17 protein-coding genes are annotated in these 19026 nt (G+C 62.4%); 4 read left to right on the top strand and 13 right to left on the bottom strand.

The genetic code is table 11. The annotated features are described in order from the left end of the window. The 3 genes from bamA to OO258_RS24115 all read left to right on the top strand — a co-directional run. Positions 1-1093 (top strand): outer membrane protein assembly factor BamA (gene bamA, locus OO258_RS24125; protein ID WP_266033498.1); only part of this gene is annotated, 1093 nt, incomplete at its 5' end. Between the two features lie 245 nt (positions 1094-1338). Then, entirely contained in the window at positions 1339-1722 is a 384-nt protein-coding gene (locus OO258_RS24120) for a hypothetical protein (protein ID WP_266033496.1), read from the top strand. Between the two features lie 14 nt (positions 1723-1736). Continuing rightward, positions 1737-2702 carry an endonuclease gene (locus OO258_RS24115; RefSeq protein WP_266033493.1) on the top strand — a complete coding sequence of 322 codons (966 nt, stop codon included), beginning with the start codon at positions 1737-1739 and terminating at the stop codon, positions 2700-2702. Between the two features lie 39 nt (positions 2703-2741). Here OO258_RS24115 and OO258_RS24110 read toward each other — a convergent pair whose 3' ends face one another. The 8 genes from OO258_RS24110 to OO258_RS24075 all read right to left on the bottom strand — a co-directional run bounded on the left by OO258_RS24110 (position 2742) and on the right by OO258_RS24075 (position 11876). Beyond that, on the bottom strand, positions 2742-3716 hold the full coding sequence (locus OO258_RS24110) for a 2-hydroxyacid dehydrogenase (RefSeq protein WP_266033490.1): 975 nt from the start codon (positions 3714-3716) through the stop codon (positions 2742-2744). A gap of 11 nt (positions 3717-3727) precedes the next feature. After that, entirely contained in the window at positions 3728-5020 is a 1293-nt protein-coding gene (locus OO258_RS24105; RefSeq protein WP_266033487.1) for an MFS transporter, read from the bottom strand. A 58-nt stretch (positions 5021-5078) separates the two neighbouring features. Next, on the bottom strand, positions 5079-6029 hold the full coding sequence (locus tag OO258_RS24100; RefSeq protein WP_266033485.1) for a sugar kinase: 951 nt from the start codon (positions 6027-6029) through the stop codon (positions 5079-5081). Further along, a complete protein-coding gene (locus OO258_RS24095; RefSeq protein ID WP_266033502.1) occupies positions 6022-6801 on the bottom strand; it encodes a sugar phosphate isomerase/epimerase family protein in 780 nt (259 codons plus the stop codon). The genes OO258_RS24100 and OO258_RS24095 overlap by 8 nt, the downstream gene beginning before the upstream one ends. A 66-nt stretch (positions 6802-6867) precedes the next feature. After that, on the bottom strand, positions 6868-7887 hold the full coding sequence (locus OO258_RS24090; RefSeq protein ID WP_266033483.1) for a LacI family DNA-binding transcriptional regulator: 1020 nt from the start codon (positions 7885-7887) through the stop codon (positions 6868-6870). 194 nt (positions 7888-8081) lie between these two features. Beyond that, positions 8082-9329 carry a cytochrome c gene (locus OO258_RS24085; RefSeq protein WP_266033480.1) on the bottom strand — a complete coding sequence of 416 codons (1248 nt, stop codon included), beginning with the start codon at positions 9327-9329 and terminating at the stop codon, positions 8082-8084. A gap of 12 nt (positions 9330-9341) precedes the next feature. Continuing rightward, entirely contained in the window at positions 9342-11126 is a 1785-nt protein-coding gene (locus OO258_RS24080) for a GMC family oxidoreductase (RefSeq protein ID WP_266033477.1), read from the bottom strand. A 3-nt stretch (positions 11127-11129) separates the two neighbouring features. Continuing rightward, the gene (locus OO258_RS24075; protein ID WP_110744282.1) at positions 11130-11876 is read right to left on the bottom strand and encodes a gluconate 2-dehydrogenase subunit 3 family protein; all 747 of its coding nucleotides are present in this window, start codon (positions 11874-11876) and stop codon (positions 11130-11132) included. Between the two features lie 283 nt (positions 11877-12159). Here OO258_RS24075 and OO258_RS24070 point away from each other — a divergent pair, with 283 nt between their 5' ends. After that, complete coding sequence (locus tag OO258_RS24070) at positions 12160-12786, top strand: riboflavin synthase subunit alpha (RefSeq protein WP_266033474.1); 627 nt, start codon at positions 12160-12162, stop codon at positions 12784-12786. A 38-nt stretch (positions 12787-12824) separates the two neighbouring features. On the opposite strand, the gene proP is transcribed toward OO258_RS24070, so the two are convergent. The 5 genes from proP to glaH form a co-directional block, all read right to left on the bottom strand. Beyond that, the gene (gene proP, locus OO258_RS24065) at positions 12825-14327 is read right to left on the bottom strand and encodes a glycine betaine/L-proline transporter ProP (protein WP_110744284.1); all 1503 of its coding nucleotides are present in this window, start codon (positions 14325-14327) and stop codon (positions 12825-12827) included. A 188-nt stretch (positions 14328-14515) separates the two neighbouring features. Then, positions 14516-15490 carry a porphobilinogen synthase gene (gene hemB / locus OO258_RS24060; protein WP_264363165.1) on the bottom strand — a complete coding sequence of 325 codons (975 nt, stop codon included), beginning with the start codon at positions 15488-15490 and terminating at the stop codon, positions 14516-14518. Positions 15491-15632: 142 nt separating this feature from the next. Continuing rightward, complete coding sequence (locus OO258_RS24055; protein WP_110744286.1) at positions 15633-16526, bottom strand: PA4780 family RIO1-like protein kinase; 894 nt, start codon at positions 16524-16526, stop codon at positions 15633-15635. 121 nt (positions 16527-16647) lie between these two features. After that, on the bottom strand, positions 16648-17892 hold the full coding sequence (gene lhgO, locus OO258_RS24050; RefSeq protein WP_266033468.1) for an L-2-hydroxyglutarate oxidase: 1245 nt from the start codon (positions 17890-17892) through the stop codon (positions 16648-16650). A gap of 114 nt (positions 17893-18006) precedes the next feature. Beyond that, positions 18007-18984: a glutarate dioxygenase GlaH gene (gene glaH, locus OO258_RS24045; RefSeq protein WP_266033466.1), complete on the bottom strand. Its 978-nt coding sequence runs from the start codon at positions 18982-18984 to the stop codon at positions 18007-18009. Between the last annotated feature and the right edge of the window lie 42 nt (positions 18985-19026).

Below are 19026 nucleotides of genomic sequence, written 5' to 3'. Positions count from 1 at the left end.
GATCACCGCCAGCGTCGGCTTCGCCCAGAGTGCGGGCCTGATCCTGGGTGGTTCGATCAGCCAGAGCAACTTCCTCGGTACCGGTAACAAGGTGTCCATCGGGCTGACCCGTTCGGAATACCAGACCAAGTACAACTTCGGCTTCGTCAACCCCTACTTCACCGCAGACGGCGTCAGCCTGGGTTACAACCTGTTCTACAACACCACCGACTACAGCGATTACTACGACGATGGGGTTTCGTACTATGCAATCAACAGCTACGGTGCCGGGGTCAACTTCGGCTACCCGATCAACGAAACCTCACGCCTGACCTACGGCCTGACCCTGCAGCACGACGACATTTCGCCCGGCACCTACAGCGCCGACGAGATTTACGACTTCATTTCCCGCGAAGGCGAGAGCTTCAACAACCTCAAGGCGTCGATCGGTTGGTCGGAATCAACCCTCAACAAAGGCGTACTGGCCACCCGGGGCCACTCGCAGAGCCTGACGCTGATGGCTACCATCCCTGGCAGCGACCTGTCGTTCTACAAACTCGACTACAACGGCCAGGCTTTCCTGCCAGTCACCAGCAACACCACGCTGCGCCTGCACACCAACCTGGGCTATGGCAACGGCTATGGTTCGACCGACGGCTTGCCATTCTATGAAAGCTACACCGCCGGTGGGCAAGGCTCGGTACGCGGGTTCAAGGACGGCACCCTCGGCCCGCGCAGCACACCAGCTACCGGGACCTATTCCAGCGCTGGCCAGGCTTACTATTCCGACCGCGACACCGATGTGCTGGGAGGCAATATCCTGATTACCGGCGGTGCCGAATATCTGTTCCCACTGCCCTTCGTGAAGGACCAGAGCCAACTGCGCAGCTCGGTATTCGTCGATGCCGGCAACGTGTATGCCGACACCTGCTACCTCTCCACCACCCAGGGCTGCGGCAGCGTCGACCTGACGCAACTGGCTGTATCGCTGGGGGTTGGCGTGACCTGGTACAGCCCGATGGGGCCGCTGAGCTTTAGCCTGGCGGCACCGCTGAAGAAGCCGGATAACGCCGAAACCCAGATCTTCCAGTTCTCCCTGGGGCAGACGTTCTGATGCCTGCAATCGACGCCTGAGCGGCAATGACACCGTGCAGGACCACCCCTCTACTGCGAAGCACCCAGTCAAGCCGATGCATGTTCATCGCTTTGGCTGCGTGCTTCGCAGCACAAGGCCACACCGGTAAGGACCTTACCAAGTCGGCTTTGAGTATTACCCGCTTTTACCCCCGCTTAACCCAAGTTGACAGTCACCTTGCCTAAGCTGGCCAGCACTCGTATTCCGCCCAGCAGGACTTGCTCATGCACTCGTTCACGCCACGCTTCCCCACCACGTTGCGCTCCGATGAAGTACCCCTCGCACTATTGGACCTTGTCCAGCAGCGCCTGGCCAACCTGCTCGGCCCTCAGTTCACCGTGACACTGGGTGGCAGCGGTAACGGCGAAGGCGTCAGCCACTACCACCTGGCTATCGAGCACAACCAGAGCGGAGTTTCCATGGTGGACACCGGCGACGTCGGCAGCGGCTTTATCGAACACCTGCTACGCCTGGCAGGCCAAGTGCGGAAAATGCTCGACTCAGCCACTTTCACCCGCATGGGCAGTAATGATCCGAACCGACCACTGGTGTGGCTGAGTGAGCTGGCCAGCCCTGGGGAAAGCATTACAATGCACGCCCCAATCTGAAATATGTTTTCCTCATGAAATCACTGCTTTACGCCGTAAGCTTACTGTTTTGCTTTAATCTGCCAGCCTTGGCCAACCCTCCAGCGACCTTCACCGAGGCCAAGGTGGTGGCCAAGCAGAAGGTGTACCTGGACCAGGCCAGCAGCGCCATGGGCGACCTGTACTGCGGGTGCAAATGGACCTGGGTGGGCAAGTCCGGCGGGCGCATCGATGCCGCTTCGTGCGGTTACCAGACGCGCAAGCAACAGAACCGCGCCGAACGCACCGAGTGGGAACACATCGTGCCCGCCTACACCTTTGGCAACCAGCGCCAGTGCTGGAAAAACGGCGGCCGCGAGCATTGCGTGGACAACGACCCGGTGTTCCGCGCCATGGAGGCCGACCTGTTCAACCTGTACCCGGCCGTGGGTGAGGTCAACGGCGACCGCAGCAATTTCAACTACGGCATGGTCGCTGGCAATGCCGGCGAATACGGCCAGTGCACCACCAAGGTGGATTTCGTCCAGCGCGCCGCCGAGCCGCGTGACGAGGTGAAAGGCCTGGTAGCACGTACCACGTTCTACATGTTCGACCGCTACCAGCTGAGCATGTCGCGCCAGCAGCAACAGTTGCTGATGGCTTGGGACAAGCAGCACCCGGTGTCTGCCTGGGAGAAAGAGCGCGACCGGCGCATCGCCGCGATCATGGGCCATGCCAACCCGTTCGTGAGCGGTGAGCGCAAGTGGACCGCTGGTTACAAGCCAACAGGCAGTGGCATCGTGCAAGCGCTGCCAACCAAGCCTGCCAAGGCAGAGGCCAAGCCGAGCCTGGCCAGTTCCGCGTCGGTGGGGGCGGTGCTTGGCAACCGTAATAGCCATGTGTATCACCTGTCGGTAGGCTGCCCGGGCTACAACCAGGTGGCGGCGAAGAACCAGGTCAGCTTTGCCACCGAAGGTGAGGCGCAGGCAGCGGGCTATCGCAAGGCCGGTAACTGCCGCTAACGCTACAGCACCACGGGGCCGCTCAGCGGCCCTTGGTGCTCAAGGCCTGCACACCTCATTCACCAGATTCGCCGGCCGCTCCCCGGCCAGCGCACTGAGCAGATTGTCTACTGCACATCGCGCCATGGCCTGGCGGGTTTCTTCGGTCGCCGAGCCGATATGCGGGGTCGCCACCACGTTGCTGAGCTGCAGCAGTGGCGAGTCCACCGGCAACGGTTCCTGCACGAACACATCCAGCCCCGCACCGCGTATGCGCTTGGCCCGCAATGCTTCAATCAACGCCGGCTCATCCACCACGCGCCCGCGCGCGATGTTCACCAGGATTGCCTCAGGTTTCATCAACCCCAGTTCCCGTGCGCCAATCAGGCCTTCAGTGCTGGTGCTCAGCGGTACCGTCAGGCAAACGAAATCCGCCTGCTGCAACAACTCGTCCAGGTCGCACTGACGTGCACCATAGCGCGCCTCCACCTCGGGCTTGGCGCGTGGGCTGTGGTAGAGCACGCGCATGCCGAAACCAGCCACCGCGCGGCGGGCCAGTGCCTCGCCTATCCGCCCCATGCCGACGATCCCCAGCGTCTTGCCATGTACATCACAGCCAAAATGCGCCGCCCCCAGGTTGGCCTGCCAGTGGCCGTCACGCACCCAGTTCGCCAGCTCGACCACCCGCCTGGCCGTGGCCAGGATCAAGGCAAAGCCGGTGTCGGCGGTGGTTTCGGTCAATACATCCGGGGTGTTGGTCAGCATCACGCCACGCCGGCTGAGTTCAGCAATGTCGTAGTTGTCCACGCCCACTGAAACGCTGGACACGACTTGCAGCTGCGGCGCCAGGTCGAGCAAGCCGGCATCCAGGCGCAGGCTGGCCCCCAGCAACCCATGGGCCCTTGGCAAGGCATCGCGCAGGCGGGCCAGGCCATCAGGCTGGGCAGTATCCACCCACGTCACATCAACCTGCGCTTGCAGGCGGGCCATCAAGTCGTCGGACAGACGCTTGTACAGGACGATTCGTTTTTTCATCGTAGGTTTTCCTAAGGGTTCATCGCCAGGCGCGAGCCATTACGCTTGGCCCGGCCAGTGGTCTGGGAAGTATTGAGCGCGGCAGTGAGTGCCACGGCGGTCAGCAGCGCGCCGCACATGAACAGGTAAGAGGCACCAGGCCCGCCCGTGGCGCCATTGAGATAACCCACCAACCACGAGCCGCCGAACGAACCCAGCGCGCCCATGCTGTTGATCAGCGCCATGGCGCCACCGGCAACGTTGGCCGGCAAGATCTCGGGCACGATGGCAAAGAACGGGCCGTAGGGCGCGTACATGCAAGCGCCAGCAAGCACCAGCAGCGCATACGACAGCCAGAAGTGATCGCTACCCAGGGCATAAGAGCCGTAGAACGCCACGGCTGCGATCAACAAAGGCGGCCAGACGAAGCGCTTGCGCTTTTGCAGGCGGTCGGAGGCCCAGGACACGCCCACCATGCCCAGCACAGCCGCCAGGTACGGCACCGAGGCCAGCCAGCCTGCCTGGACGATATCGACATTCGCTGCTTGTTTGAGGATCGACGGCAACCACAGCACAAAGCCATACACGCCGATACTCCAGCAGAAGTACTGCAGCGCCAGGATGATCACCTGCGGCGAGCGGAATGCCTCGCGGTAGTTCTTCACCGGCTTGATGCCCTGCTGCTCAGCGGCCAATGCCTCCTGCAGGTCGGTTTTTTCCTGCGCACTAAGCCAGCTGACCTGGGCCGGGCGGTCGTCTACCAGGCGCCACCAGAAGAACGCCCAGATCACCGCCGGCAAGCCTTCGATGATGAACATCCAGCGCCAGTCGTAGTGCTTGATGAGGTACCCCGACACCACCGACATCCACAGGATGGTCACCGGGTTGCCGAGCATCAGGAATGTATTGGCACGCGAGCGCTCGGCGCGGGTGAACCAGTGGCACAGGTACACCAGCATGGCGGGCATCACTGCGGCCTCGACCACACCGAGCAGAAAGCGGATACCGATCAGCATGTAGACATTGCTGACCATGCCGGTGAGCGTGGCAAGGCCGCCCCAGAGGATCAGGCAGACGAAGATCAGCTTCTTCACACTGCGCTTTTCGGCGTAAATGGCCCCAGGTACCTGGAAGAAGAAGTAGCCGAGGAAGAACAACGCCCCCAGCAATGACGAAAGCACGGGGGTGATGTGCAGGTCTTCGGCCATGCCGGAGGCGGCGGCGAAGCCGTAGTTGGCGCGGTCCAGGTAGGCCAGGCTGTAGGTAAAGAACACGATCGGGATGATGTACCACCAGCGGCGCGGTGCCAGGCGTAGGCTTTGCATGGTTTATTGCTCCTGAGCTTGTTTTTTTTGTTGCAACAGGTGATTCGGGTTAGGGCCTTCAAGCGCTTCTGCGCAGGTCGTAGGCCTCCAGTTCATGGCGTAGCGGCAGCCCTTCCATGTCGCCTCGCGACTGCACGGCACGGCTGCCGCACCAGTTGCCGCGGGCCACCGCTTGGGCCACCGGGCACCCCTCCAGCAATGCGCTGAGCACACCAACGGCAAAGGCATCACCGGCGCCGACGGTATCCACCACGCGGCTGACGAGCACAGGGGCGACCTGGCCCTCGCCTTTGGCACTGCGGAAATAGGCGCCGGCCTCGCCCAGCTTGATCACCACCAGCTCTACGCCCTGGTCGAGGTAAAACGCAGCGATGTCAGCCGGGCTATGCTGGCCCGTCAGCAGCCGGCCCTCTTCCAGACCGGGTAGCACCCAGTCGGCCTTGAACGCCAGGGCATTGATTTCGCGCACCATACGGCTTTGGTCAGGCCATAGCGATGGGCGCAAGTTAGGGTCGAACGAAATGCTGCGCCCAGCGGCGCGCATGGCGTCGAGCAGTTCATGCGACAGCGCCCGGCAACCCTGCGAAAGTGCGGGCGGAATGCCCGTGGCGTGCAGGTGGCGGGACTGCAGCAAACCTGGCTGGATCATCGTTGGCGACAGCCAGCTGGCTGCCGAACCACGGCGGAAGTACTCCACAGTGGGGTCGCTGCCGTCATCGCAGCGGGCCTTGAGCTGAAAGCCTGTGGGAAAATTGCAATCCACTTCGACAGCGGAACAGTCCAGGCCCTCGCGGCGCAGGCTGTCGAGAACGAAACGGCCCAGCGAGTCGTCACCCACCCGGCTCAGCCAGCGCACCTTGAAACCCAGGCGCGCCAGGCCTATGGCCACGTTGCTGTCCGCACCGGCGATGCGTTTGGCAAATTGGCCGACACTGGCCAGGTCGCCGGCATGCTCGGCGACGAACATGGCCATGGTTTCGCCAAAGCACAGCACGTCATGGTCATGCATGGGCCACCTCCTCGCCCGCGCCCAGCACGGACAGGCTGTGCACCTGGGCACGGGTGAGCATCAGCAAGTCTTCCCCGACCAAGGGGTACTCGACGGCGCGCACCACCCCGGGGACGAATTCGGCCATCAGCCCAGCCCACGCGTGCAAGTCCGACGCTTGTGGCGGTATCGCCACCAGGCGCCCATCGGCCCTGCGCTGCACAGCCTTGCAATGCACATAGCGCACCCAGCGGCCGAGTTGCCGCGCAGCTTGCGATGCGGACTCCCCTTGCCACAGCCAGTTACCCATATCGAAGGTCATACCCAGGTTCAGCCCAAGCCGGTCGGCATCCTGGAAGAACTGCAAGAGCGGCCGGATTCTGCCGCCTTGCAGGGTCTGGTCGTTTTCCACCAGCAGCAGCGGGCCGTCGGCAGGCAGCAGCGTCTTCAGAGCCGCCACATCGCAGCGTTCATTGAAATGCCCCAAGGAAACTTTTAGCGCAACCGCGCCAAGCGCACGGGCGATTTCCAGCTTTTGCGCCAGCAACGGGTCGGGCACGCCTTGCGCCGTCCACAGCTCCAGGGGAGTCGAATACAGGCATTCCATGCCGAGCACCGCAATGAGCGACCCCAGCGCAGCGGCGTCGGGGGCGCTGGCAAACAATTCTTCGCGCAATTCCACCCGGCTGACACCCGCGGCGGCTAACAGATCAAGAAACTGCTCCTGGCCACGCTGCCGGACAAACTCGGCGCCATAACTGGAGAGGCTGATGGAAACGGGGTTCGGGCACATTGTTTTTATCCTTATGAAACCGGTTTCATTTTTAGTCAGCAGCGACAGGCACACGCCTGCCGTCGCTTACTGGGGTTGGGTTGAACCGCGGATGACCAGGTTGGCCTTGAAGTCGATGCGCCGCGCTGCACTGCTGTCGCCACGCAGGCGACCGAGCAGGCTCTCGAATGCCGCCACACCGATGCGCTCGGTGGGCTGGGCCAGCGCGGTAATGCCATTGCCGACCAGCGGATACCAGTCGAGGTCGTCGAGGGCGATCAGGCCGACTTCGGCGAACAGGTTGCGCCCGGCATCGTGCAGGGCCCGACTGACCGCCAGGGTGGCGACGCCGTTGAAGGTGAAGATGGCTTGCGGGCCGTGGCCCCGGCTGGCCAGGAACGCGTCCAGCTGGCCCGCCAGGCCGGCGCTGGTTTCCAGTACCTGCTGGCGCATGCCAGGGCGCCGGCTGATCGATGCGCCGAATGCCTGCACCCGCTCCAGACGCGAGCTGGTGCCATCGAGCGGTTCGCAGACTGCGAGCACGTCGCGGTAGCCTTGGGCCTGCAGGTGGTCCAGGGCCTGCTCCACGGCGTCGGCATTGTCCAGGCCGACCAGGTCGGCATTCAGCTCTGGCAATTGGCGGTCGACCAGCACCATGGGGATGTCACGCTGCAGGTTGAGCAATTCGCCTGGGTGGTGGCCGAGGGTGTTCACGATCAGGCCTTCGACGTTGTAGCTTTGCAGGGCCACCAGGTGGTGGCGTTCCTGTTCGTCGTCACGGTTGGTGTTGCACACCACCAGGCTGTAGCCATGCTGGCGGCAGGCGGTTTCCACACCCTGCATCACGGCGACTGAATAGGGGTTGAGAATATCGGCCACCAGCATGCCGATCAGCCGTGTCTGGCCGCGTTTGAGGCCGCGGGCCATCTGGTTGGGGCGGTAGCCGAGGCGTTGGATGACCTCCTCCAGGCGCTTGGCCGTGGCTTCGGCCAACAACTGGCGCTCACCACCGATATAACGGGAGACGGTGGCCTTCGAAACGCCAGCGACACGCGCTACTTCGCTGATGGTGACCCGTTCGCGGGCATGGGCAGGCGCGTCGGTCATGGGGTGTCCTTATGATTGTTGTGATGACGATGAAACCGGTTTCAATACAGCAGAACCAAGGCGATTCGTCAACAGCTGTCAATCGGGAGGTGGCTAGCTCGGGGGTTCCGTCGAGCCATGGTTCGAGCGCCGCGGGCGCGGCGCTCGAACGCACAGGGGCCAGAAACCCCAAGGCATACGCCAGGTGACGCGGGTCAGCGCAGGGCTTTCACATCAGCCGCAGTGACGGCGTCACCGTGGTTACCCCAACTGCTCCTGATGAAGTTCACCACTTCGGCAACTTCCTGGTCACTCAGGCGCCAGCCAAACGCTGGCATGGTGAAGTTCGACGGCGCTGTATGCGTCGCGGGTACCGTGCCACCCGCCAGTACCACATGGATCAGCGAGGTGGCGTCCGCCGTCTGCACCACCGGGTTACCGGCGAGCGCCGGAAATACACGGGTGTAGCCCTGACCATCGGTACGGTGGCAGGCTGCGCAATTGTCGATGTACACAGCGGCACCAGGCTTGCTGTCGTCGCCCTTCCACAGCGCATCCGCCACCTGTTTGTCATAGACATGTGGCTGGTCATCCGGGTTGCTCGGCGGCAGGGTCTTCAGGTAGCGGGCAATCGCGGTCAGGTCGGCATCGGTCATGTGCTGCATGCTGTGCTCGACCACATCGCTCATGCCACCAAAAACGGCACTGCGATCGCTACGCCCGGTCTTCAGGAACTGCACCAGCTGCGCTTCGCTCCAGCTACCCAGGCCGTCCTTGTGATCGCCACGCAGGTTCTTGGCAATCCAGCCTTCCAGCGGTGCACTGCCGGCCAGGAACTGCTCACCGTCCGCCGGGCTCAGGGCCTTTTCCTGCATGGTCAACGCCCGCGGCGTATGGCAGGCGCCACAATGCCCCAAGCCTTCGACCAGATACGCACCACGGTTCACCACCGGGTCGGCTGCCGCCGAAGCCTGCCAGGGTTTGACCTCTGGTGCGAAAAGGCCACGCCAGATCGAGAGCGGCCAGCGCATGCTCAGCGGCCAGGGAATGTCGGTGGCCTTGTTGGCCTGCTCCACCGGTTCCACCCCCTTCATGAAATAGGCGTACAGCGCCTGCATGTCCTGCTCGCTTACCCGCGCGTACGAGGGGTATGGCATGGCCGGGTACAGGGTGCTGCCGTCCTTGCCGATGCCTTTGCGCACGGCGCGGTCAAAGTCTTCGAAACTGTAATGACCGATGCCGCTGGCAGCCGGGGTGATATTGGTGGAGTACACCGTGCCGATGGGGGTCTCCATCGGCAGTCCACCAGCAAAGGGCTTGCCGCCCTTGGCGGTATGGCAGGCCACACAGTCGCCGGCGCGGGCCAGGTACTGGCCCTGGCGCACCTGCGCGTCATCATTGACAGCCGCCTGTGCAGCCGCGCTGGCACCCAGCAGGAGGGTCGCGATCAACATTCTCTTCATGCGCATCGCTCCTCAAGCCTGGACCAACGGGCCAGGGTTTTTCAGGTACTGCTCGCGGATGGCGCGGGCCGACCAGTAGGTCAGCGCCGCCACCAGCCCGGTCGGGTTGTAACCCAGGCCCTGCGGGAACGCCGAAGCGCCAGGGACAAACACATTGTGCACATCCCAGCTCTGCAGGTAGCGGTTCAGCGCACTGGTCTTCGGGTCGGTGCCCATGATCGCGCCGCCGTTCAGGTGGGTGGTCTGGTAGCTGGCAGTGTTGAAGTGGTCTTTGACCTGCTTGCCCAGCACGGCAATGGCTTTGGGGTTCATCGCCTGGGCAATCTTGCTCAGCTTGGCGACCATGAACTGGTTCATCTTGATGTCGTTTTCCTGCCAGTCGAAGGTCATGCGCAACAGCGGCTGGCCGTAGGCGTCACGGTAGGTGGGGTCGAGGTCCAGATAGTTGCCACGGTAGGACTGGTGGGCGCCGTGGGCGTCCATCGACACCTGATGGGTGTAGTAGTCGGCCGTGGCCTTCTTCCACGCGCTGCCCCAGGCCGGCGTGCCCGGCGGGTTGGCGGTGCCAGCAATCGGCCGACTGCCGGCCTGGTTGACCCACATGGGCGAGCCACCGACGAAGCCGTGAGGGCCGTGGTCGAAGTTGTCGGCATTGAAGTCGTCGATGGCAATACCGTTGCCACCGGCGCCGATGAAGTTGTTGGTGTAGGTGTCCTTGTCGAAGAAGGCCTTGACCGTGCCCATGTTCTGGTAGGCGAAGTTACGCCCGACCACCCCCTCGTTGCTCACCGGGTCGTAGGGCTTGCCAATGCCGGAAAGCAGCATCAGGCGCACATTGTTGAACTGGAATGCCGCCAGGATCACCAGCTCTGCCGGCTGCTCTACCTCGCGCCCCTGGGCATCGATATAGGTCACACCAGTGGCTTTGCGCTTGCTGTCGTCCAGGTTCACCCGCAATACATGGGCGTTGGGCCGCAACTCGAAGTTGGGCACCTGACGCAGCGCGGGCAGGATGTTCACGTTGGGCGACGCCTTGGAGTACATGTAGCACACGTAGCCGCTGCAGAATCCACAGAAGTTGCACGGCCCCATCTGCGCCCCGTAGGGGTTGGTGTAAGGGTCCGAGGTGTTGGCCGACGGCAAATTGTAAGGCTTGTAGCCCAGGCTGCTGGCGGCCTTTTCGAATAACCTGGCCGATACAACGTTCTTCTGCGCGGGTAGCGGGAACGGGTTGGAACGGTCTGGTGCGTAGGGGTTGCCACCCTGCCCTTCACCGACCAGCTGGCCGTTGACGGTCCAGGCCTGGCCCGAGGTGCCAAAGACTTTCTCGGCAAAGTCGAAGTGCGGTTCCAGCTCTTCGTAACTGACGCCGAAATCCTGGATGGTCATGCCTTCGGGGATGAACTTGCGCCCGTAGCGCTCCTCGTAGTGGCTGCGCAAGCGCAACTCGACGGGGTCGACCCGAAAGTGCACCCCCGACCAGTGCAGGCCAGCGCCGCCCACGCCTTTGCCCGGCAGGAAAGCGCCCAGCTGGCGGTTGGGCAGTGCCACGTCATGCATGCTGTGGCGGATGGTGACGGTTTCTTTCGACACGTCGACGAACAGCTTCTTGCGCACGCTGTAGGTCAGTTCGTCGATCACCTGCGGGTAGCTGCCTTCCGGGTACGTGTCCTGCATCGGTCCACGTTCCAGCGCCACCACATGCAGGCCGGCTTCAGTCAGCTCCTTGGCCATGATCGCGCCGGCCCAACCGAAGCCGACGATGACTGCATCCACTTTGTTCAACACAGTCGCCATGCCTCAGGCCCTCTCGCCGCGGATCGATACAGCCGGGAACGGGTAAGGCTCGTTACGCTCGACCCAATCCATGAAATCGGCGCGGGCGCCGGGGAAGCCGATCTGGGTCCAGCCGACCATGCCTCTGTTGCCACCATGGATCGGGTCGCAGAAGAACCCTTCGCGGGTGTTCTGCACCAGCAAACTGAAGAACACCTTGGCCGGAACCGTGTCGAAAACCAGCTCCCCTGCCTCTACTTTGCTGAGGATACGGTCTCGGGTAGCGCTATCTTGCGCAGCAAAAACCTGCCCGCTGTTGGCTTTGCACCACCCGTCCACGGCGGCGATACCCAAGCGGTAGATCTGTTGCGGCGAGAGCTGCAACTGGTAGCCCAGCTCGGGCGCGGCGTCAGCGTTGAATGGGCCTTGCATGTACCACTGGGCACCTGTTGCGTAGGGGGTGTTCATTTGCCGGTCGATGAATTCGGCGGCACCGGCTTCAAGCGCACCAGGCCCAAGCTCGTCGGCCGGGATAATGCGAGACACAGCGGCCTGGACGAAAGCCCACTCCTCGGCACTGAAGAACGTTGGCTGATAGTCGCTCGCTGGGGGTGTGGACGGAACCTTGGGCTCATGTACCGGGACCGGGGCTGCCAACAGTTGGCTGGCACCCGCGCCAAGGCCGGTGCTGGCCACGGTGACCACGGGGATCAAGGTCAGGGTCTTGCGCAAAAAATCCCTGCGCGGGTTATCTGGAGCGTGCTCAGGCATTGGGAATCCTCATCGGCTGTGCGGTGGCCTCGATATGCGCCATCTGCTTTTCAAAGGGTGATCTTCATAGGTCATCAAGAAGACAGCCGGATAATCTAGCGTGTTCAGAAATGTTTTGAAACCGGTTTCATACCTAGGTTTACTCCCATTCAAGGATGCCCCGCGCCGTCCTGGGACGGCCGTCCGGCCATGACTTTTTTCACATTCTGGGCGCGGCCTTGCTTTTGCCGCGCCACGGGCATAGCGTTCGGGTGATTTCTTTTCTGTGCCCAGGAGCAACACCATGTACACCGGCATCGTCCAGGCCGTTCGCCCACTGCTTGATGTGACCCGCTACCCGGGCCACAACCAGTTCACCTTCGACCTGACCCCGGACCTGCTCGACGAGCTGAAGATCGGCGCCAGCGTCAGTGTCGAGGGCACCTGCCTGTCGGTCACCGAGATCAACGGCAGCCAGGTCAGGTTCGACGCCATGACCGCTACCCTCGAACGCACCAACCTACGCCATTTCAAGGCCGGCCAAGGCGTGAACATCGAACGCTCGGCGAAGATGAACGCCGAAATCGGCGGCCACCTGATGGCCGGCCACATCGCCACCACTGCCGAAATCGTTGAGCTGTCGATCAAGGACACCGGCGCCTTCATCACCTTCCGCATGCCGCCGGAATGGGGCAAGTACGTGTTCCCGCGTGGTTTCATCGGCGTGAATGGCTGCAGCCTGACCGTCGCTGACGTGGAGGACAACGTCGTCACCATCAACCTGATCCCGGAAACCCTGCGCCAGACCACCTTCGCCAGCTACAAAGCCGGCGAGCTGCTGAATATCGAGGTCGACCACCAGACCATGGTGCTCGTGGATGTGGTGGAGCGTACCCTCATGGGCACGCTGGCTCGTGTAAAGCTGGCCTGAGGCCTGCAGAGGCAGCCCATGGCCAGCTGGCACGTTGATCACTCGATGCGCGGATGCTGCTGCACCAACAGCTTGCGCTTGGCCTCCAGCTCGGCGATCTGCTCATCGATGTCTTCGATCTTCTGCTCGATATTGTCGTGGTGCTCCTGCAGCAGCTCGCGTGCTTCCTCGATGTCCGACGCAGCCGGTGCAGCACCGCGCAACGGTTTGTTGGCAGTTTCCTTCATGGTGAGGCCAGTGATCAGGCCTACTGCGGCGATCACCATCAGGTAATAAGCCGGCATGTAGAGGTTGCCGCTGCTTTCAACCAACCAGGCGGCGATCGTTGGGGTGAGGCCAGCGATCAGCACCGAAATGTTGAAGGCACTGGCCAGCGCACTGTAGCGGATATGGGTGGGGAACATCGCCGGCAAGGTCGAAGCCATGACCCCGATGAAGAAGTTCAGCAGCACGGCAATGATCAGCAGCCCGGAGAAGATCAGCCCAAGCGCACCGCTGTTGATCAGCATGAACGCCGGAATCGCCAGTGCGAACAGGCCAACGCTGCCGACCACGATGAACGGGCGCCGGCCATACTTGTCGCTCAACATCCCGATGACAGGTTGCACGAACAGCATGCCGACCATGATCGCGATGATGATCAGCACGCCATGGTCTTCGCTGTAGTGCAAGTTATGCGACAGGTAGCTGGGCATGTAGGTGAGCAGCATGTAGTAGGTGACGTTGGTGGCGATCACCACGCCGATGCAAGTCACCAGGCTGCGCCAGTGCTGGGTGGCCACTTCCTTGAACGACACTTTGGGCCCCGAGGCCAGGCCTTCTCGGTCACCCTGCTCCATCTTGTCGACATGCTGCTGGAACGCAGGGGTTTCTTCCAGCGCGTTGCGCAGGTAGAGGCCGATGATGCCCAAGGGCAAGGCCAGGAAGAACGGCAGGCGCCAGCCCCACTCAAGGAACTTTTCTTCACCGAGAATGGTGGAAATCAACACCACCACGCCCGCGCCAAGCACAAAGCCTGCGATCGAACCGAAGTCCAACCAGCTGCCGAGAAAGCCCCGCTTGCGGTCGGGGGCGTATTCGGCGACGAAGATCGATGCACCGGTGTACTCGCCACCGACTGAAAAGCCCTGTGCCATTTTTGCCAGCAGCAACAGGATCGGTGCCCAGATGCCGATGCTGGCGTAGGACGGTATCAGGCCGATGGCGAAGGTGCTCAGCGACATGATGACGATGGTTGCGGCGAGAATCTTCTGCCGGCCGAACCTGTCGCCCAGGGCACCAAAGAACAGCCCGCCCAGCGGGCGGATCAGGAACGGTACCGAGAACGTGGCCAACGCGGCGATCATCTGCACGCTGGGGTCGGCATTAGGGAAGAACACCTTGCCCAATGCATAGGCGACGAAGCCATAGACACCGAAGTCGAACCACTCCATGGCGTTACCCAAGGCGGCGGCGGTGATCGCCTTTTTCATCTTGGCGTCGTCGACGATGGTGATGTCTTTGAGGCCGATTGGCTTGACGCTTTTCTTGCGAGATTTCATGCCCGTATCCCTGTCGCTGAATGCTCTAAGGGATCAGATACAACGGGACACTAAATAATTCAGGCTTACGGAATTTTTGTGTCGTGGTGGCTGGCTGTGTCACGGGGGCTGGCGCCGCAGAGCAGGTCGATGAGCCTGCAGGCAGCGGCGCCTTGATGAGATGCGCCGCTAAAGCGGCGCGCTTTGAATCAGATGCCTTCGCGGGCCAGGTCCATGGCGAAGTACGTCAGGATCAGGTCGGCACCGGCACGCTTGATTGCACCAATGCTTTCACGCACCACTCGGCCTTCATCAATGGCGCCCGCCAGGCCGCCGAACTTGATCATCGCGTACTCGCCGCTGACCTGATACGCCGCCAATGGCAGGCGTGAGGCGGCGCGGATGTCCGCGATCACGTCCAGGTAGGCACCGGCCGGCTTGACCATCAGCACGTCCGCCCCTTCCTGCTCGTCGAGCAGCGACTCGCGCACCGCTTCGCGGCGGTTCATCGGGTTCATCTGGTAGCTCTTGCGGTCGCCCTTCAGCGCGGTGCCACCGGCCTCACGGAACGGGCCATACAGCGAGGAGGCGAACTTGGTGGAGTACGCCATGATCGCGGTATCGTGGAAGCCAGCGCCGTCTAGCGCACTGCGGATCGCCTGCACCTGGCCGTCCATCGCTGCCGACGGGGCGATGAAGTCGGCGCCGGCAGCGGCCGCGATCACCGCCTGCTTGCCGAGGTTGGCCAGGGTGGCGTCGTTGTCCACGCCGTGGTCATGCAGCACGCCGCAGTGGCCGTGGCTGGTGTACTCGCAGAAGCAGGTATCGGACATCACCACCATTTCCGGCACGGTGTCCTTGCAGATGCGCGACATGCGCGCCACCAGGCCGTTTTCGTTCCAGGTATCGCTGCCGGTGGCGTCCAGGTTGTGGGACACGCCAAAGGTCATGACCGACTTGATACCGGCGCGTGCATAGCGCTCGATTTCCTGGGCCAGCAGTTTTTCCGGAATACGGTTGACCCCGGGCATACTGGTGATAGGCACGAAATCATCAATGCCTTCTTCGACGAAGATCGGCAGGATCAGGTCTTCAAGGCGGAACTCGGTTTCCTGGAAGATCGTGCGCAGGGACTCGTTCTGACGCAGGCGGCGGGGACGAACGGACGGGAATTGGTTGGACATGACAGCTCCAGGGAATTTGAACGGCGTATACCTTATGCCTGTCACGGGCCAGTGAAAAGGCCAAATGACGAGATAGTGTCTTGCGTCAATAGCAATGAGCCTGCACGGCTCTGCCGCGGGCAGTGCCCGCGCAGACAGGATATTACTGCAGCCAGGGCGGCGTCGGTTCCTCAGCCCGGGCCGGGCCGTGCTCGGCGTCGGCTCGCGCAGCGCGACGGCGGGCGTCGTCCAGCCGGGCGGCATCGATCTCGCGCATCACCCCGCTTACGTCAGCTTCATGCTCGTCGTCCTCGAACACCCCGGTCAATGCGGTGTCAGGGAGCAATTTGCCAGCCTCGTACAACGCCCACATTTCCTGCGCATACCGGGTGCCGTTCAGCTCCGGTGCAAAGCGACCGAAATAGTGGGCCATGTTGTCCACGTCGCGCTGCAACATGCTGAAAGCATGGTTGTTGGCGGCTGCATCAACCGCCTGCGGCAAATCGATGATCACCGGCCCGTCCGGACCTAGCAGCACGTTGAACTCGGACAGGTCGCCGTGAACCAGCCCGGCGCATAGCATCAGCACGATCTGGCGAATGACGAATGCATGATAATCCCGGGCCTCCCCGGCTTCGAGGTGCACATCGTTCAGGCGCGGGGCGGCATCGCCATCGGCATCTGTCACCAGCTCCATCAGCAGCACGCCATCCTGGAAGTCGTAGGGCTTCGGCACTCGGACACCAGCGGCGGCCAGACGGAACAACGCCGCCACTTCGGCGTTCTGCCAGGCATCTTCGGCTTCTTTCCGGCCGTACTTGCTGCCCTTGGCCATGGCCCTGGCCTGGCGGCTGTTGCGCACCTTGCGGCCTTCCTGGTACTCGGCGGCCTGGCGGAAACTGCGCTTGTTGGCCTCTTTATAGACTTTGGCGCAGCGCACCTGGCTTCCGCAACGCACCACGTACACGGCCGCTTCCTTGCCACTCATCAATGGCCGCAGTACTTCATCGACCAGGCCGTCTTCGATCAGGGGTTCGATTCTTTTGGGTGTCTTCATCAGGCTGTGTTCAGGGTCCTGGCTGGGGTGGTGGACATCCTCTCACAGCCTGATGCGACTTGCTCGTCTGTCTTCGCTGGCACGCGATGGCGCTATCAGGGCCGACGAACAGGCTGGGGTGTCATGCCCGCTGCCTGGCGGGACGATCAGCTTTGGGGAAATGGCCCCCTTGCAGGCTGACCTGCTCACACACCTTGTCGACGATATAGGCGCCGATCGGAATGGCCGAGGTGGCAGCGGGTGAAGGCGCGTTGCACACGTTGACGCTGCGGGCGGTGTTGACGAACAGGAAGTCGTCGATCAGCTTGCCGTCGCGCGATACCGCCTGGGCACGTACGCCCGCCGGGTATGGCATCAGGTCGGCCTTGCTGATGCTCGGGCAGTACTTCTGCACCTGTTTGAGGTAGCCGCCCTTGAACAATGAGTTCTTCATCTCTATCAGGCCCGGGCGGAAGTTTTTCGCCAGTACCTTGAGGATCCCGGGGGTGGTCAGGGTCTGGAACAGGTCGCTGGGGCTGACATCGGTCTTGCGGTAGCCCTCGCGCTTCATCGCCAGCACGGCGTTAGGGCCGACGGTGACAGTGCCATCGATCATGCGGGTCAGGTGCACGCCCAGAAACGGCATCGACGGGTCTGGGATCGGGTAGATCAGGTGATTGACGATCTGATTGTGCTGTTTGGGCAGCAGATAGTACTCGCCACGGAACGGGCAGATGACGAACTCGGTGCGCAGGCCCAGCATGCTCACCACACGGTCGGCCATCAGCCCCGAGCAGGTGACCAGGAAACGGCTGTGGAACTCGTCACGCTGCGTGCGCACAATGACCTCGCTGGGCTGCTCCTGCAGGCCGACCACCTCGGCACCATAGCGAATCTCGCCACCGGCACGCTGAAATTCGCCAGCCATGGCTGTGGTCACCTGCGCGTAATTGACGATACCGCTGGACGGCACGAGGATGCCGCCCATGCCGACGATGTTGGGCTCGCGCTCGCGCAGTTCGTCTGCCGACAGCCAGTAGCGCTCCAGGCCATTGGCCTCGGTGCGCTCCCACAGCGCCTTCATGCGCTGCATTTCGAGATCGTTGGTGGCCACCAGCAGCTTGCCGCACTCATCGAAGCGGATGCCGTGCTCGGTGCAGAAGGCCTTGGTGGCCTTGTTGCCTTCCAGGCAGAAACGGGCCTTGAGGCTGCCGGGGGTGTAATACACGCCGGCGTGAATCACGCCGCTGTTGTGGCCCGTCTGATGGCGAGCCGGGCCGAGCTCCTTCTCCAGCAAGAGAATCTTTGCGTCGGGGTAAACCTTGATCAGGTGCATGGCCGTGGACATGCCCACAATGCCACCGCCAATAATGATGAAATCGTACACAGCCTTACCTCACACGCAGGCATTGCCTGGTAGGCGCACCAAGGCCCGCGCGGGCCCTGGTGGCATCGTTTTGTGCAAAGACGCATGGGCGGGCGCCCGCCGCGCGTCCTGTCATTATTGCCCGCGCTGATACAAGGGTTTGGGGAAGGCGACGTAACCACGCTGGCGCATCAGCTCGCGACGCAGGCCCTCGTGCGGGGTGAAGCGGTCACGGCCATGCAGCCAGAACAGGTTGTTGATCAGCAGGAAGCTGCCGACAGCGACCGGCACAGAAACCTTCTTCCCGCTGCCCTCCAGCGACTCGGACAGCGCGTTCAGCCAGATACCTTCCTCGTAGTTTTCCGGCTGCACGAACTGGTCAATGTAGCGCATGGTCGGCCGGCCTTCGCCATCGGTATCGAAGACCGAGTGGAAGACATCCTCGGCAACCTTCTTGCTCGGCGGTGCGGTCCAGCGCATTTCACGCCGCGCCATCGGATGACGGAAGAACGCCTCGCACTCCTCCCAGTCATCCAGGTGCAGCAGCAGAGAGTTGCCGCCTTCCATGTTCTTTTCGTCGATCTTCAGCATCAGCACGTAGTCGGTGATCTGGTTGACGAAGGTGCCATCGTTGTGCAGTTCCATGACCCGATGCGGCTGGCGCAGGTAGCTGTCGGAGTTATCGCTGTTGACCACCACGAAACGCGCATAGAACTGGCCACTCATGGCGTCGTAGTTGGAGCGACCGATCAGGTGCGCGCAGGCCGTGGTGAACTTGACCATGTCTTCGGCCTGACTCACGTCGTCCAGGCCCACCGGGGTAATAAGCATGCCACCGCTCGCGCGGTCCAGGATGGTGTTGAGCAGCACCGGGCGCAGGGTGCCCTGGCACAGCTCATCCAGAATTTCGCCTACGCGAAAACGCAGGAACGACTTGTACTCCAGCGCCTGAACCGGCCACTGGGCAACCGCCTGGACGAACGCCTCGACGGTCTCACGGGCAAAGGTCAGCTCCAGCAGGCGCGGTGACTGCGCCGAGGGGGCGATGGTGTAACCACGCGGCTCGAGCGGCAGCGGCATCACAAGTTCGTCGATCTGCGTAAAGGCGTTCATGGCAGTGTCCTGGGTAGAAATCTGGGTAGCACTGTCCAGTAG

Origin of the sequence: Pseudomonas sp. DCB_BI, assembly GCF_026240995.1 — a bacterium.
Taxonomy (GTDB): Bacteria; Pseudomonadota; Gammaproteobacteria; order Pseudomonadales; family Pseudomonadaceae; genus Aquipseudomonas.
Note: the sequence above shows the minus strand (reverse complement) of the source record. Positions and strands in the feature narration are given on the sequence as shown.

What these genes read in the sequence shown, in the direction of transcription:
- OO258_RS24120 (WP_266033496.1), top strand. Translation starts at nt 1,339, where the DNA reads ATGCACTCGTTCACGCCACGCTTCCCCACCACGTTGCGCTCCGATGAA.
- OO258_RS24075 (WP_110744282.1), bottom strand. Translation starts at nt 11,876, where the DNA reads ATGCCTGAGCACGCTCCAGATAACCCGCGCAGGGATTTTTTGCGCAAG.
- OO258_RS24110 (WP_266033490.1), bottom strand. Translation starts at nt 3,716, where the DNA reads ATGAAAAAACGAATCGTCCTGTACAAGCGTCTGTCCGACGACTTGATG.
- hemB (WP_264363165.1), bottom strand. Translation starts at nt 15,490, where the DNA reads ATGTCCAACCAATTCCCGTCCGTTCGTCCCCGCCGCCTGCGTCAGAAC.
- OO258_RS24115 (WP_266033493.1), top strand. Translation starts at nt 1,737, where the DNA reads ATGAAATCACTGCTTTACGCCGTAAGCTTACTGTTTTGCTTTAATCTG.
- OO258_RS24085 (WP_266033480.1), bottom strand. Translation starts at nt 9,329, where the DNA reads ATGAAGAGAATGTTGATCGCGACCCTCCTGCTGGGTGCCAGCGCGGCT.
- OO258_RS24095 (WP_266033502.1), bottom strand. Translation starts at nt 6,801, where the DNA reads ATGTGCCCGAACCCCGTTTCCATCAGCCTCTCCAGTTATGGCGCCGAG.
- OO258_RS24100 (WP_266033485.1), bottom strand. Translation starts at nt 6,029, where the DNA reads ATGCATGACCATGACGTGCTGTGCTTTGGCGAAACCATGGCCATGTTC.
- proP (WP_110744284.1), bottom strand. Translation starts at nt 14,327, where the DNA reads ATGAAATCTCGCAAGAAAAGCGTCAAGCCAATCGGCCTCAAAGACATC.
- OO258_RS24070 (WP_266033474.1), top strand. Translation starts at nt 12,160, where the DNA reads ATGTACACCGGCATCGTCCAGGCCGTTCGCCCACTGCTTGATGTGACC.
- OO258_RS24090 (WP_266033483.1), bottom strand. Translation starts at nt 7,887, where the DNA reads ATGACCGACGCGCCTGCCCATGCCCGCGAACGGGTCACCATCAGCGAA.
- glaH (WP_266033466.1), bottom strand. Translation starts at nt 18,984, where the DNA reads ATGAACGCCTTTACGCAGATCGACGAACTTGTGATGCCGCTGCCGCTC.
- OO258_RS24055 (WP_110744286.1), bottom strand. Translation starts at nt 16,526, where the DNA reads ATGAAGACACCCAAAAGAATCGAACCCCTGATCGAAGACGGCCTGGTC.
- OO258_RS24105 (WP_266033487.1), bottom strand. Translation starts at nt 5,020, where the DNA reads ATGCAAAGCCTACGCCTGGCACCGCGCCGCTGGTGGTACATCATCCCG.
- OO258_RS24080 (WP_266033477.1), bottom strand. Translation starts at nt 11,126, where the DNA reads ATGGCGACTGTGTTGAACAAAGTGGATGCAGTCATCGTCGGCTTCGGT.